Origin of the sequence: Micromonospora sp. CA-269861 (assembly GCF_050948505.1) — a bacterium.
GTDB lineage: Bacteria > Actinomycetota > Actinomycetes > Mycobacteriales > Micromonosporaceae > Micromonospora.
This window is the reverse complement of the sequence record NZ_CP192014.1, coordinates 2,624,960-2,639,042: the sequence shown is the minus strand read 5'-3', so window position 1 is coordinate 2,639,042 and position 14,083 is coordinate 2,624,960. Positions and strand designations below refer to the sequence as shown.

Annotated in this window: 14 protein-coding genes; 7 read left to right on the top strand and 7 right to left on the bottom strand. The window is 70.5% G+C overall.

Annotated elements, in window-relative coordinates; genetic code table 11:
- Positions 1 to 12: 12 nt before the first annotated feature.
- Positions 13 to 465, top strand: a complete 453-nt coding sequence (locus tag ACQP0U_RS12170) for a S26 family signal peptidase (RefSeq protein WP_433318428.1) — start codon at positions 13 to 15, stop codon at positions 463 to 465.
- Here ACQP0U_RS12170 and ACQP0U_RS12165 read toward each other — a convergent pair.
- Positions 418 to 1,005, bottom strand: coding sequence for a peroxiredoxin family protein (locus ACQP0U_RS12165; protein WP_433318426.1), 588 nt, complete (start codon positions 1,003 to 1,005; stop codon positions 418 to 420). The two genes, ACQP0U_RS12170 and ACQP0U_RS12165, sit on opposite strands and share 48 nt — an antisense overlap.
- An 82-nt stretch (positions 1,006 to 1,087) precedes the next feature.
- Complete coding sequence (locus tag ACQP0U_RS12160; RefSeq protein WP_433318425.1) at positions 1,088 to 1,273, bottom strand: hypothetical protein; 186 nt, start codon at positions 1,271 to 1,273, stop codon at positions 1,088 to 1,090.
- 162 nt (positions 1,274 to 1,435) lie between these two features.
- Here ACQP0U_RS12160 and ACQP0U_RS12155 point away from each other — a divergent pair, with 162 nt between their 5' ends.
- Positions 1,436 to 4,432 carry an AfsR/SARP family transcriptional regulator gene (locus tag ACQP0U_RS12155; RefSeq protein WP_433318424.1) on the top strand — a complete coding sequence of 999 codons (2,997 nt, stop codon included), beginning with the start codon at positions 1,436 to 1,438 and terminating at the stop codon, positions 4,430 to 4,432.
- On the opposite strand, the gene ACQP0U_RS12150 is transcribed toward ACQP0U_RS12155, so the two are convergent.
- Together ACQP0U_RS12150 and ACQP0U_RS12145 are read right to left on the bottom strand one after the other, a co-directional pair.
- Positions 4,396 to 6,231, bottom strand: coding sequence for an ABC transporter ATP-binding protein (locus tag ACQP0U_RS12150; RefSeq protein WP_433318422.1), 1,836 nt, complete (start codon positions 6,229 to 6,231; stop codon positions 4,396 to 4,398). The two genes, ACQP0U_RS12155 and ACQP0U_RS12150, sit on opposite strands and share 37 nt — an antisense overlap.
- A gap of 34 nt (positions 6,232 to 6,265) precedes the next feature.
- Positions 6,266 to 6,772, bottom strand: coding sequence for an SRPBCC domain-containing protein (locus ACQP0U_RS12145; protein ID WP_433318420.1), 507 nt, complete (start codon positions 6,770 to 6,772; stop codon positions 6,266 to 6,268).
- A gap of 141 nt (positions 6,773 to 6,913) precedes the next feature.
- Here ACQP0U_RS12145 and ACQP0U_RS12140 point away from each other — a divergent pair, with 141 nt between their 5' ends.
- On the top strand, positions 6,914 to 7,339 hold the full coding sequence (locus tag ACQP0U_RS12140; RefSeq protein WP_433318418.1) for a winged helix-turn-helix transcriptional regulator: 426 nt from the start codon (positions 6,914 to 6,916) through the stop codon (positions 7,337 to 7,339).
- A 58-nt stretch (positions 7,340 to 7,397) separates the two neighbouring features.
- On the opposite strand, the gene ACQP0U_RS12135 is transcribed toward ACQP0U_RS12140, so the two are convergent.
- The 3 genes from ACQP0U_RS12135 to ACQP0U_RS12125 form a co-directional block, all read right to left on the bottom strand.
- Entirely contained in the window at positions 7,398 to 8,249 is an 852-nt protein-coding gene (locus ACQP0U_RS12135; protein ID WP_433318416.1) for a sigma-70 family RNA polymerase sigma factor, read from the bottom strand.
- 4 nt (positions 8,250 to 8,253) lie between these two features.
- On the bottom strand, positions 8,254 to 8,934 hold the full coding sequence (locus ACQP0U_RS12130; RefSeq protein WP_433318414.1) for an NAD(P)-dependent oxidoreductase: 681 nt from the start codon (positions 8,932 to 8,934) through the stop codon (positions 8,254 to 8,256).
- Between the two features lie 95 nt (positions 8,935 to 9,029).
- Positions 9,030 to 9,242 (bottom strand): hypothetical protein, encoded by a 213-nt coding sequence (locus ACQP0U_RS12125; protein WP_433318412.1) that lies wholly within the window; start codon positions 9,240 to 9,242, stop codon positions 9,030 to 9,032.
- Between the two features lie 461 nt (positions 9,243 to 9,703).
- On the opposite strand from ACQP0U_RS12125, the gene ACQP0U_RS12120 reads away from it, so the two are divergent.
- From ACQP0U_RS12120 to ACQP0U_RS12105, 4 genes are read left to right on the top strand one after another with little or no spacing between them, the layout of a single operon-like run.
- On the top strand, positions 9,704 to 10,834 hold the full coding sequence (locus ACQP0U_RS12120) for an ABC transporter substrate-binding protein (protein ID WP_433318411.1): 1,131 nt from the start codon (positions 9,704 to 9,706) through the stop codon (positions 10,832 to 10,834).
- Positions 10,835 to 10,841: 7 nt separating this feature from the next.
- A complete protein-coding gene (locus ACQP0U_RS12115; protein WP_433318409.1) occupies positions 10,842 to 11,771 on the top strand; it encodes an ABC transporter permease in 930 nt (309 codons plus the stop codon).
- Positions 11,759 to 12,583 carry an ABC transporter permease gene (locus ACQP0U_RS12110; protein WP_433318407.1) on the top strand — a complete coding sequence of 275 codons (825 nt, stop codon included), beginning with the start codon at positions 11,759 to 11,761 and terminating at the stop codon, positions 12,581 to 12,583. The genes ACQP0U_RS12115 and ACQP0U_RS12110 overlap by 13 nt, the downstream gene beginning before the upstream one ends.
- A complete protein-coding gene (locus tag ACQP0U_RS12105) occupies positions 12,580 to 13,674 on the top strand; it encodes an ABC transporter ATP-binding protein (RefSeq protein ID WP_433318405.1) in 1,095 nt (364 codons plus the stop codon). The genes ACQP0U_RS12110 and ACQP0U_RS12105 overlap by 4 nt, the downstream gene beginning before the upstream one ends.
- The last annotated feature ends 409 nt before the right edge of the window (positions 13,675 to 14,083 follow it).

The window sequence follows — 14,083 nt, the reverse complement described above, 5'->3', positions numbered from 1 at the left end:
TACGGTGGTGCCGTGCATGGACCAGCTCTGCTGATCACCGCAGGCTCGTTGGTGGCGCTCGGGGTCGCCGTGGTGGTTGCCCGCGCCCTGCTGCAGGTGGTGGGGGTCAACGGCGACAGCATGACCCCGACGTACCGGGAAGGTGACCAACTCCTCGTGCTCCGGCGGGCGTTCCGGCGTCGTCTGCGGGTCGGTGCCGTCGTCGTCTGCCTGCCACCACCGGGCATCAGGATCACCGCGGGCGACGCCGACGCCGCCACCCAGCTGATGGTCAAGCGGGTCGCGGCTCTGCCGGCGGGACAGGTGTACGTCCTCGGTGACGCTCCCCGGCACAGCCTCGACTCGCGGGCCTTCGGCGCGCTCCCGTCGGAGCTGGTGCGGGGCGTGGTCATCCGACGGCTGCGAGCCGCCCTGACGTCATCGCCCGGCGGACACGACGTCGCGCCCCGAGGTCATGCTGGATAGCTGGCTGGCGCTGTTGCTGACCCCGGCCACCCGACCGTCCACATCGACGAGGTAGAACGCCGGGAACGCGGCGACCTGGAAGGCCGACTGGAGCGGCCCGTCCAGCGGCTCGTGGACGATGGCCGCCCGACTGTCGAGGACGCCCAACGCCGCGATCAGCTCGGCGCGTTCGTGGTCGTCGCGATCGGGTGCCGGGCGCAGTCGGGTGAGCACGATGAGCACCGCCGTCGGGGTGTCGAGCGCCTCGGCGAGCGCCGCCCGCACCGAGGGCAGCTGTTCCTGGCACCCGGAACAGTCCGGAGCGAGGAAGGCCACCAGGCCGCCCGACGCGCGCATCGAGGCGAGGGACACGACGTCGCCGCCGGCGGTCGGTGCGGTGAAGGCCGGCACCTGCGCACCGACCGCGAGGGTCACCGGTGGGCGCGAGCCGGCCAGTTCCTGCGTGTGCTCGCGCAGCTTCCGCAGGATGCCGAAGATGAGCAGCAGGTTCAGCAGCGTGAGAGTGGTGAGGACGACGAGGACGGCGACGACTATCGGCATGGGTTTTCGCTCCTGGTGGGATGGGGCAGCAGCACGTCGCGGCCGGGCATCACCCGGCCGCGACGCTCTCACAGGACGTTGCTCAGCACTCCGTACTCCACCAGCACTCACACGAGCTGTTGCAGGTGCGCCACTTGAACCGGGTGTTGGTGAACCGGCAGCACATCGGGGTGTTCGTGCAGGACGGCTGGCAGACGGCCGAGGCGGTGGTCTTGGGCAGCATCAGCGCCAAGAACCGGTCCGCCAGTGCACCGACGTGACGGGTCATGGATCCCTCCATTCATGATCTAGATTGATGCTGGACGGTAGGCGGACCTCCTACACGGCGACCTACAGCTTCGATACAACCGTCGCGCGTGAAATCCTGCGGATCGTCGTACGTCGTTTCTAAGGTGGCGCCCGTGCTGGACCGAACCATGGCCGTGACGCCGTGAACCTGCGATTTCAGCTGCTCGGCCCACTGCGAATCGCCGCCGCCGGGCGTGTCGTCCCGGTGGGCCCGCAGAAGCAGCGGGCGTTGCTGGCCGCCCTGTTGCTGTCCGCCAACGAGCGCGTGTCGCTGGACCGCCTCACCGGCGAGCTGTGGGACCAACCACCGGACTCGGCCGTGGCGAACCTGCGCACCTACGCCAGTGGGCTACGCCGGCTGCTGAGCGAACTGGACGGTGGGTCGGCCGGCGGTGATCGTCTGGTCAGCAGCGCTGCCGGGTACCAGCTACGGGTCGACCCGGGCGAACTGGACCTGCACCGCTTCCAGACCGCGACCGAGCAGGGCCGCGCGGCCCTCGTCGGCGGTGACCACGAGACCGCCACGGTGCGGTTCCGCGAGGCGCTGGACCTGTGGCGGGGCCGGCCGGCCGAAGACGTCCGCGCGGGGCCTGAACTCGCCGCCCGGATCACTTTGCTGGAGGAACAGCACCTGTCGCTGGTCGAGGAGCTGATCCAGGCGCGCCTCGCGCTCGGCGAGCACGCCGCGGTGACCGGCGAGCTGCGGCTGCTGCTCGCCACACACCCGTACCGGGAGCGTCTGCGGCACCAGCTCATGCTGGCGCTGTACCGCTCGGGCGACGTACCGGCGGCCCTGTCCACGTACGCGGAGACCAGGGCGGTCTTCGCCGACCAGCTCGGCCTGGAACCCGGAGCGGACCTGTCCCGGCTGCACCAGGCGATCCTGCGCCGCGCCCCGGAACTGTCCTTACCCGACACCGGAAGCAATCCGGTTGATGAGCAACCCGCCCCCGGGCCCGGTAACCAGCCCAGTCCAGTCGAACCACCACGTCAGCTGCCGCCCGACCCGGCAGCGTTCGTCGGCCGTGCTGATGAGCTGCGTGACATCGAGCGAGCCTGCGTCCCGGCGACCCGGTCGCGGACCGGTCCGGCGGTGGTCGTGCTGCACGGCCCGGGCGGGGTGGGCAAGACGACCCTGGCGGTGCGCGCCGCGCACCGGCTCGCGAGCCACTACCCCGACGGGCAGCTCTACCTGGACCTGCACGGCGGAGCTCCCGGCGTGCCCAGCGTCGAACCGCTGGCGGCGCTCGGTCAGCTGCTGCGCGCGCTCGGCGTACCGGCCAGAGACGTGCCGCTCGAGCTGGCCGAGGCCACCGCGCGGCTCCGGTCGGAGACCGCCGCCCGGCGGCTGCTCATCGTCCTGGACGGCGCGGACGGCGCCCAGCAGATCCGGCCCCTGCTACCGGCCGGCCCGCACTGCGCGGTCCTCATCACCAGCCGCCGGCCGACGAGCACCCTGGACGCGCTCCGGCTCCGGCTGGACCGGCTCAGCGACGCTGAGGCCCGCCAGCTCCTCGACACGCTCAGCGGCGACGGACGGGCGGCGGCGGATCCCGCTGCGGCGGCCCGCCTCGTGCTGCTGTGCGACGGGTATCCGCTGGCACTGCGCATCGCCGGCGCCCGGCTGGCGGCCCGCCCCGACTGGTCCGTCGGCGTCCTGGCGGATCGGCTGGACAACGAGCGGGAACGCCTCGACGAACTACGCGCGGACGACCTCGCCATCCGATCCAGCTTCTGGCACACCTACCGCCAACTGCTCGACAGCGCCGATCCGGACGACCGCGCGGCCGCTGCGGCCTTCCGGACACTGTCGCTGCTGCGAGTGCCGGAGATACCGGCGCGGCTCGCCGCGGTCACGATCGGGGAACCGGAACGACGCGCACTGACACTGCTGGACCGGCTCACCGACATGCATCTGATGCACGCGATCGGGCCGACCCGGTTCCGGTTCCACGACCTGCTCCGGGTGTACGGCGCGGAGCTGGCCGAGGAGACGGACCCGGCCGCCGAGCGTCAGCACGCGGTACACCTCGGACTCGCCGCCTTCCTGACCACGGTGCTGCGCGCGGGCCAGCTGTTGCGCCCGCAGCGGGCGGCCGATCTCGCCACCGGATCCACAGTCGTGGAGTTGTGTACGCTCGACGACGCCGTCGGCTGGGTCGACGGCGAGCTGGCCGGCATCCTCGCGGCGGCGAGCCAGGCCTGCGACGCCGCACCGCAGCTGAGCCGGCTGTGCGTGGAGGCGATCCCGTCGCTGGCGGTGTGGCTGCAGAAGCACAACCGGTGGGTGGAGGCCGCTGCCCTGGTCGCGGTCTGTGAACGGGCGGCGAGCGCCATCGACGATAGCGCCGCCCGGGCCGCGGTGCTCGCGCTGCGGGCGACGCTGCACTGGCGTACGGGATCGCCGGAGGCGGCGTGCGGTGCGTTGGAGTCAGCGCTGGAGCTGTGGCGCCGGCTCGGCGATCGCGAGGGTGAGGGGCGGGCGCTGCAGAACCTCGGCTGGTTTCATCAGCGTACGGGCTCCCCGCGTCAGGCCGCCGACCTCGTCCGGGCGGCGGTCGGGCTCCTCGCCGACGCGAAACCGGTGTGGCTCGCGATGGCCCTGCACAACCTGGCCGAGATCGAGTTCGAGTTGGGCAACTTCCCGGCCGCCGACGAACACCTGACCCGTTGCCTGACGATGCGGCGCGAGCACGAGGATGCCGTCGGGGAGGCGATCACGCTGGTCGCCCTCGGCCGGACGCACAGCCAGCTCGGGCGGCACCGGGAGGCCCTGCTGGCGCTCAGCGCCGGCCTGCGGCTGTGCCGGCGGACCGGCAACCGGGAGGACGAGTGGGAGGCGCTGCTCAGCCGCTCGGAGGTGCACCTGCGGCTCGGCGACGTGGCGTCGGCCCATCGGGACGGCGAGGAGGTGCTGGCCCTGGTCCGCGCGGCCGGCGAACGGTACGGCGAGGCAGCCGCTCTGCGCCAGCTCGGCCGGATCCACGGCGTCCATGCCGAGCGCGCGGCGGCGGACTGGCACGCGCGGCGCGCGGACCGGATCTTCGCCGACCTGTCCGGCCGGCGCGACGGCGTACTGGAGAGGTTCCTCGCCGGCGCGGATCAGCCGGCCGGCGCTGCCGTCTCGGCCGGGACGTAGCCGGCCGCCTGCATCCGGAACAGCGTGGCGTAGACGCCGTTGTTGGTCAGCAGGTCCTCGTGCCGGCCCGTCTCGACGACCCGCCCGCCCGACAGCGCCACGATCTGGTCGGCGTCCCGCAGCGTACCCAGCCGGTGCGAGATGAGGACGCTGGTCCGGGTGCCCCGATACTCGCGCAGCCGCAGCTGGATGTCGCGCTCGGCCTCGGCGTCCAGGCCGGCACTCGGCTCGTCGAGGATGAGCAGGTCCCGTGTCGCGGGCAGCACCGACCGGGCGATCGCCACCCGCTGCCACTGCCCGCCGGAGAGCAGTACGCCGGCATCCGCCGGGTCACCGTCGAGTTCGAACGTCCGCGACAGCATCGTGTCGTACCCGCGCGGCAGGCCCTCGATGGTCTCGTGGATACCGGCCCGGCGCGCGGCGTCGGCGATCCGGTCCGCGTCCTCGGCGCGTACGTGGTCCGGGCTCGCCGGGTCGACATCGCCGAGCCAGATGTTCTCCGCCGCCGTCAGGTCGTACGTCATGTAGTCCTGGAACACCGCGCCGATCCGGGCCCGCAGATCGTCGACGGGCAGCTCGCGGAGGTCGACGCCGTCCCACAGGACCGCGCCCCGGGTCGGGTCGTAGAACCGGCACAGCAACTTGACCAGTGTGCTCTTGCCGGCGCCGTTGTGGCCGACCAGGGCCACCGCCTGTCCACAGGGGATGAACAGGTCAACTCCCCGCAACACCCACGGGTGATCTGGACCGTAGCGGAACCAGACGTCGCGGAACTCGATACCCCGTCTCAGCGGGGCGACCGCCCGTGGCTCGGCCGGCTCCGGCAGATCCGGTGGGCAGGTGACGACCTGCTCGTAGTGCGCCAGCAGCAGCATCGCCTGGTGGATGCCGGCGAGATGGTCGATCAGGGTGGCCAGGCTGGTCTGCACCCCGGCGACCGCGCCGATGAAGATGGCCACGTCGCCTACCGTGAGCCCGCCGGACCGGGCCGTGGCGACGACCCACACCAGGCCGCCGCCGGACAGCGCCGCGCTCAGCACGGCGAGGAGTCCCTGGGCGCGTACCTCCCGGCGCTCCTGGGCCCGTCGTGCCGCACCTGCCGTGCCCAGTTCGGTGAGCATCCGGCGGCGAAACAGCCCGCCCAGCCGCAGCAGGCGTACCTCCTTCGCCGCGGACAAGCTGGTCAACAGGCTGGCGTAGAACATCTCGCGCCGCTCGCCCGGCCCGATCTCCCACAGCATCTTCGCCCGTCGTCGGCTCAGCCGGAGCTCAGCGACCAGCACCGGCACGCCGCCTGCGGCCACCAGCGCAGCCATCACCGGGCTGATCACCACAAGGGTGCCGAGGAAGCCGGTCAGCAGAACCGCCCCCTGCACCAGGCCGATCAGGCCGTCGACGCAGCGGCCAGGTCCATCCCGCCCAGCCTGCTCGGCCATCCGCAGCGTGTCCTGGAACGCCGGCTCCTCCAGCCGGCGCAGGCCGGCGAGGCGGTCGGTCGCCGCGTACAGCTGATCGAGCGCGACCACCGCGGATGAGCGCCCGAGGTCCGCCCGCAGATAGTTCGTGAGGTGCGGTACGAGGGCAAGGCCGACGGAGACCCCCGCCAGCATGGACGTCACCCCGAGAATCCCGCCGCCCGAGGCGTTCACCAACCGGTCGAGGACGAGCTTGGTGAGCCAGGCCGCCAGCACCGGAAGGACGCCCGCGATCGGCGCGAGCACGACGTATGCCACCAGGTTGGCCCGCCCACCCCGCCAGACCACCGCGACGGCCCGCGTTGCCCGCGCAATGCTGATCATGGCGAGAGGGTACGGACGTCACCTCCAGAAGCAGCTACAGCGGCGGTACAGCCGAGTAGTGGTGACCGCGGCTCGTCGAAGAGCGGCAGACCGCGTCGAGGCCGTTCAGCCGCAGCACGCTCCCTCCGCGCAGGTGCGCCAGATCCGCACTGCCGTCCCCCGTGTATCTGACAAAAGTCGCCTGTTCCGTCCATTCCAGGCGGGTTCCATCTGTCTCGGCGTCGAGCCGGACGGTGACCAGCGAGGTCCATCGCAGTTCGCCGTCGACGATGGCCTCGTAGCCGTAGACGATCCGGTGGGTGCCCGCGATGTCGATGTACCGCGATCGGTACTCCAGCAGTTCCGGCGCGGTGTCCGGCCCGGTGAAGGTGCTGCGCGCCGTCTCGCCACCGCCCACCCGGAAGTCGTGCTCATACGAGGCCCCGCGGCCGGGGAGAACGAACCACCGCCGCCTGATCGCGGTGTCGGCGAATGCCGCGAATACCTCGCCCGGCGGCACGTCGAGGTGCCGCGAGATCGTGAACGTGTCGTGCCGGACCATTGCGCCCTCCCGCTGTCCCGGCCACACAGAGGGTGACCGCATCTCAGTTACTATTAGTAAGAATCGTTTGTCCTGCAGTTCTAATCCGGCTCTCCCACACGCACTTTGAAGTCAGCTACTGACGTATGAGGAACAAAAGCCATGACAAGCCCTCTTGGTGGCGAACTCGCGCAGCGCGGGGTCGCGCCGGACTGCGTCCAGACGATCGAGCTCGTCCGCGACGTGCTGACGCGGGTGGGCGACAAGTGGACGCTGCTGACCGTCACGGTCCTGGCGTCCGGCCCCCTGCGCTTCACCGCGCTGCACGAGCGGGTCGCCGGCATCTCCCAGCGGATGCTCAGCCAAACGCTGCGTGCCCTCACCCGCGATGGGTTGGTGACCAGGACCGCATACCCGGAAGTACCCCCGAGGGTGGAGTACGCCCTGACGCCACTTGGCCGCTCACTGAGCGAGGCCGTGGACGGACTCGTGCACTGGATCCGTGACCACCAGAGCGACATCGCCCGAAACCGCGACGAGTTCGACCAGGGGCCCACCGCGAACACGGCGATCCTGCCCCATGCATAGCCCCGCTACGATTCGCGGCTGCCCCATCGCGACCTGAGCTGGGACGGTCACTCGGCCATCAACGGAGCTTGTCCGGGTCGAGGACCATGTCGATGGCGACGATGCGTTCGTCGTGGACGGTGAAGCCGACGACGGCGACGGGCCTGCCGCGCCGGTCGCGGGCGACGACCCCGGCGGCTCCATTGACCACCGCGGGAGCGCAGAGGCGCGCGAATTGTGGCCCGGCGTCGGCCGCGCGGGTGGCCACGGCACGGGCACCGGTGAGCACTGCCGGTGCGAGCCGTGCCCGGCGCCCGTGGTCGGAGCGGAACACCACGTCGGGGTCCAGCAGGGTCAGCAGGGCGTCGAAGTCGCCGGCGCGGGCAGCGGCCAGAAACGCGTCGACGACACGTCGCTGGGCGGGCAGGCCGGCCCGGGGCTGCGGAGCGCCCTCGCGCAGTCGCCGCCGGGCTCGGCTGGCAAGCTGCCTGGTGGCCGCCGGTGTACGTCCCACGACGGCGGCCACCTGCTCGAACGGCATGCCGAACATGTCGTGCAGCACGACCGCGAGTCGTTCGGCGGGCTCGAGGCTGTCCAGCACCACGAGCAACGCGATGCCGACCGCATCTGTGTGCAGGCTGGCTTCCTCCGGATCCCCGTACTCACTGACCAGCGGCTCCCAGGTTGCGCTCAACTGCTCGCGGCGCGCCTGTCGGGCCCGCAGCATGTCGATGCACACCCGCCCGACGAGCGTGGTCAGCCATGCCGCGGGGTTGATGATCGCGGTCGGGTCGACGCGCGTCGTGCGCAGCCACGCCTCCTGCAGCGCGTCGTCGACCTCGGTCTGCGATCCCAGCAGTCGATAGGCAACGGCCCGCAGATGCGGGCGGTGCTGCGCCAACTGCTCGGCGAACCACTGCTGGTCGTCCATGTCCCTATTTCCCGAACGCTTCCCGCCGCAGCATCGCCAGCAGCGTCGGAGTGCCCTCGGCGGTGGTGACGGCCACGGTCCGCTTGACCCAGGCGGTGTCGGTGGCCTGGGCCAGCAGACAGGCCGCCAGGTCGGCGCGGCTGGTGAAGATGCCGTCGGAGCGACTCTCGGAGAGCCGGTAGCGGGTGATGCTGTCGCTGTCGAACAACCCCGACGGGCGCACGATCGTCCAGTCGAGGTTGCTCTCCCGCACCAGCTTCTCCATGGCGCGCATGTCGTCATAGGTGGACTTGCCGATCGTGGCGGTGACCAACGGCTGGATGACGCGGTTGAGCAGGAATCCGCCCTCGGCATGGTGATGCGGCTCGGTGGCGCTGGAACTGACGACGACGAGCCGCCGCACACCCTCGCGGCGCATCGCGGCCAGGACCGTCGCGGTGCTGTGGCTGTAGAGCCGCACCGGTCGGCGACTGAACGGCGTTCCGAGCGTCGACAGCACCACGGCGGCACCACTCACCGGGACCCCCACTGTGGCATCGGCGGCCACCACCTCCAGGCCGGGGCCTCTGACCGGGAACGACTGCGGCTGCCGGGTCACCGCCCGTACGTCATGGCCGGCGTCCAGCGCCTGCTGTACCAGGCGACGGCCCGTGCCCCCGTTCGCGCCGAGAACGACGATACGCATCCGGTGTGCTCCCTTCCGAGGTGGCTTCGGAAGGGACGTCGATCCGCGCGGTTGGTTTGTGACAAACCACAGGCCAGGTCGAGGCAGATCACCGCTCAGCGCGGCAGCCCCGGCTCGGGGAGTGATGTCGGATCTCGATCGAGCCGGGCGAGCTTGGCTTCGAGCTGGCCGGCGTCGGCGTGCCCGATGTCGTGGAAGATGCGCAGGTCGGCCAGGAAATCGGGGGCGACCACGAGACGCTGCGTTCGCTCCGCTCTCCACTTCATCCATTTCAAATACCGATACCTGCCGAATTTTGTCGTGATCACCTCGGTGCATTGAACTGCGTTGTCATCGCTGCGATGGAACCCGTGCGGATTCCTGCTTAATGCCGCACTCGGTGCCGGGGCGTTGGCCGCCCCAAATGTGGCACCCGCAGGCCCCGACCCGTGCTGAGCTGCTACGACTGTGGCACCGGAACAGCCGGTACATCGCCGCCGGAATCCTGACCAGAGGTATCGCACAAGCGTCGATCGCTCGGTGGCCCGAGCTGATCGGCGTACCAGTTTCGGACAGTCGGTAGCAGCGCGTACCCATACCTCGCAGGCCGACCACCATGGAGCCGACAGTTCCCCTGGATAGCGCCGTACGTTCATCGGGGCTTTGATTTGCAATAGTGGCTCTCGGATTGCCGACGGGCATGATGTTCGAGGCAGTCACGGCCGTGCGACTGCCGAAAAGGGCGCAGTCCGTGCCGGCCGAACGCCGTATCGGCGTAGAAGGAGGAAGTGTGCGAATCTCGGTTGCCCGAACAGCTGCGCTACTCGCGGCGTCCACGACGCTGCTCGCCATTGCCGCTTGCTCCCCCCCGACCAAGGAGGGCGCGGGGTCGAACAGCGACGCCGCCAAGGCCCTCAGCGTGGCCGACCTCGGCGGGCTGGACAAGCTCGTTGCCGAGGCCAAGAAGGAGGGGCAGCTGAACGTGATCGCGCTGCCGCCGGACTGGGCCAACTACGGCGAGATCATCAAGGGCTTCACCGCGAAGTACGGGGTCAAGGTCAACTCCGCCCAGCCGGACGCGTCGAGTCAGGACGAGATCAACGCGGCGAACCAGCTGAAGGGTCAGGACACCGCGCCTGACGTGTTCGACCTCAGCGGAGCCGTGGCCTCGGCCAACCTGCCGATGTTCGCCCCCTACAAGGTGGCGACCTGGGACGACGTGCCGGCGGCGCTCAAGGACGCCAACGGCACCTGGGTCAACGACTACGGCGGCTACATGTCGATCGGCTACGACAGCAGCAAGGTGCCGGCGCCGCAGAGCGTTGCCGACCTGCTCAAGCCGGAGTTCAAGGGCAAGGTGGCGCTCAACGGTGACCCGACCCAGGCCGGCGCGGCGTTCAGCGGCGTGGTCATGGCGGCCCTGGGCAGCGGTGGCTCGGCTGACGACGTCAGCAAGGGAGTCGACTTCTTCGGCGCGCTGAAGAAGGCCGGCAACTTCCTGCCGGTGGACCCGACCCCGGCCACCATCGAGTCCGGCCAGACGCCTGTCGTCATCGACTGGGACTACCTGAACGTGGCCCAGGGGGCGAAGCTCCAGGGCAAGGTCGACTGGAAGACTGTCGTACCGGCGAACGCCGTTGTCGGCTCGTACTACGTGCAGGCGATCAGCAAGGACGCCCCGCACCCCGCCGCGGCTCGGTTGTGGCAGGAGTACCTCTACTCCGACGAGGGCCAGAACCTGTGGCTCGGCGGGGGCGCGCGTCCGGTCCGGGCCGACGCCATGGCGAAGGCCGGGACGATCGACCAGGCTGCGTACGGCAAGCTGCCGACCACCAGCGGCGGGCCGGTGTTCCTCACCGACGCGCAGACTGCGAAGGCCAAGGAGAGCCTGGCGACGAACTGGGCGAAGGCAGTGGGCTGAGGCGACGATGAGCGTCGTAACGTCACACCCGGACCCCGTGGCGCCCGCGCCCGGGGTCCGGCCCGCCCCGGCCGCCCGGCGCCGGATCAGCCTGCCGGGGCGTGACCTGCTCGGCGTCGTCCCCTTCTTCGCATTCATCGTGCTGTTCCTGGCGATCCCCACCCTGGTGGTGGTGATCGGGGCGTTCACCGATGACAGCGGCGGCTTCACCCTCGACAACCTGTCGGCGGTGGGCACCTCGTACATTCTCGAGGCATTCGGACGCAGCATCGTGCTCTCCGCCGTCACCGCGCTGGTCGGCGCGGTGCTCGGCGCGCTACTCGCCTACGCCCTGGTCACCGCGAAACCGGATGGCCGGCTGCGCCGGGTCGTCACCGCGGCCGCTGGCGTGCTCGCCCAGTTCGGCGGGGTCACCCTCGCCTTCGCGTTCATCGCCACGATCGGACTGAGCGGCTTCGTCACGGTGTTCCTCCGCGATCATCTCGGCATCGACATCTACTCGCACGGAGTGTGGCTGTTCGAGCTGCCCGGCCTGCTGCTCGTGTACACGTACTTCCAGGTGCCGTTGATGGTCATCGTCTTCCTGCCCGCGCTCGACGGCGTCCGGCCACAGTGGCGGGAAGCGGCGGAGAGCCTGGGCGGCTCGACCTGGCAGTACTGGCGGATGGTGGCCATGCCGCTGCTCGCACCGCCATTCCTCGGCGCGACGCTGCTGCTGTTCGCCAACGCCTTCTCGGCGTACGCCACCGCAGCCGCGCTGGTCAGCCAGGGCAGCCCGATCGTCCCGCTGCAGATCCGGGGTGCGCTCACCAGCGAGGTGATCCTCGGCCAGCAGAACCTCGGCAAGGCCATGGCGCTCGGCATGATCGTGGTGGTCGCAGTGGTGATGTGGCTCTACGCGGTGCTACAGCGAAGGAGTTCACGATGGCTGGGGTGACCCGACGCCGCGCCCGGCGCCAGCGCGCACTCCGCTGGACGATCATCGCCCTGCTCGGCATCTTCTTCCTGCTGCCGCTGCTGGCCATGCTCGAGTTCACCACGCGTGGCCCGAACGGCAGGATCTCGCTGGAGACCTGGAAGCTGCTGCTCGACTGGGGCCAGCTCGGCGAGACCTACCCGGACCTGTGGGCCGGCATCACCGCCTCGTTCGGGCTGGTCGTGCTCACCGTGCTGCTCACCCTGCTGCTGCTGGTCCCCACGGTCATCTGGGTACGGCTCCGGCTGCCCCGGCTGCGTCGGCTGGTGGAGTTCCTCTGCCTGCTGCCACTGACCATTCCGGCGATCGTGCTGGTGGTCGGGCTCGCGCCGGTGTACGCCTGGGTGACGTACTTCCTCGGCGGCTCGGCACTCACGCTCACCTTCGCGTACACGATCCTGGTGCTCCCCTACGCCTACCGGTCGATCGACGCCGGGCTCTCCGCGATCGACGTACGGACCCTGGCCGAGGCGTCGCGGAGTCTGGGCGCCACCTGGGCCACGGTGATCTGGCGGGTGGTGCTGCCGAACATCCACTCGGCGGTGCTGTCGGCCGCGTTCCTCACCGTGGCGCTGGTGCTGGGCGAGTTCACCATCGCCTCCCTGCTCAACCGCAGCAATCTGCAGGTCGCCATCAATCTGCTCGGCAAGAGCAGCGCCACGATGTCGGTCGCGGTCTCGTTGACGGCACTGGTGCTCGCCTTCGTCCTGCTGATGCTCTTGTCCCTCGTCGGCGGAGGTCGCCGTCGAACGTCCCTGAAGGAGACCCGGTGACCGGTACGAGCGTCGTCACCTCGCCCGGCGCGCGCAGCGTCGCCCGGCAGGGCGTCACGGTACGACTCGAAGGGCTGCGCCGCAGCTTCGGCAACACCCGGGCGCTGGACGGGCTCGACCTCGAACTCACCCCCGGCGAGATGGTCGCGCTGCTCGGCCCGTCCGGCTGCGGCAAGACCACCGCGCTGCGGGTGCTCGCCGGACTGGAAGAGGCTGACTCGGGCCGGGTCCTGGTCGACGGCGAGGACATCACCGATCGCCCGGTCAACCGCCGCGACATGGGAATGGTGTTCCAGGCGTACAGCCTGTTCCCGCACCTGACCGCCCAGGAGAACGTGGAGTTCGGACTGCGGCTGCGGGGCCGCCCCGCCACCGAGCGTCGCGAACGGGCCGGCAACATGCTCGAGCTGGTCGGCATCACCGCCCATGCCAACCGGTACCCGCACCAGCTCTCCGGTGGCCAGCAGCAACGGGTCGCGCTGGCCCGCGCGCTCGCCATCCAGCCTCGGGTGCTGCTGCTCGACGAACCGCTCTCCGCGCTCGACGCCAAGGTCCGGGTCCAGTTGCGGGACGAGATCCGCCGGATCCAGATCGAGGTCGGCACCACCACCCTGTTCGTCACACACGACCAGGAGGAGGCGCTGGCAGTCGCCGACCGGGTCGGCGTGATGCGCGGCGGGCGGCTTGAGCAGTTGGGGCCGCCGGCGGAGATCTACCTGCGTCCGGCGAGCACCTTCGTGGCCGACTTCGTCGGGCTCAGCAACCGGCTGCCCGGCCGGGTCATTGGCGACACCGTTGAGGTGCTCGGTGCCACACTGCCGCTGGTGGAACTGGGTAGCGCGCCGTCGGACCCGAGCGCGCCGGTGACCGCACTGGTCCGCCCGGAGGCGGTCGACGTGGTGGCCGACCCGGACGGCGCCGGACGGGTACTCGCGGCGAGCTTCCTCGGCCCGATCAGCCGGGTGACTGTCGCGATGCCGGACGAGACGCTGGTTGTCGCGCAGGTGTCCAGCTCCCGGCTGGCGGAGTTCGCCCCGGGTACGGCGGTCCGGGTCGAACTGCAACCGGCACCGGTGGCACTGGCCAGCTGAACGGCCGACACCAGCGCCGGGTCAGCGGGCGCCCAGCGACGCCGCCCTGTAGCCGCCGCGCCCGTCGCCACGGCACCGTTGGCGCGCGTCCCATCGGCGCGCCCTCGTGTGGAGAGGTGCCGGCGCGATCTCGCCGGCGCAGAAACCCGGAACGCATCGAGACATCTGGCTGTCCCAACGGATAGAACTCCTACTTGACAGGTAGGATTACTCGGATACTGTCGGTGCATGGCCAGCCACCAGATCCCGCTCGACGGCACCGCGGTCGCGGTGTCGCGGGGATGTTGCCGTGGCTGGACCGCCTCGTGCGGCTGCTGCCGCTGAGCGCGCACATCTGACTCCTCCCCCGCTGCGACCCTGCCGACTCGACGACGATCGGCAGCCGTCTCCGCGCCCCGAATCCTTGGCC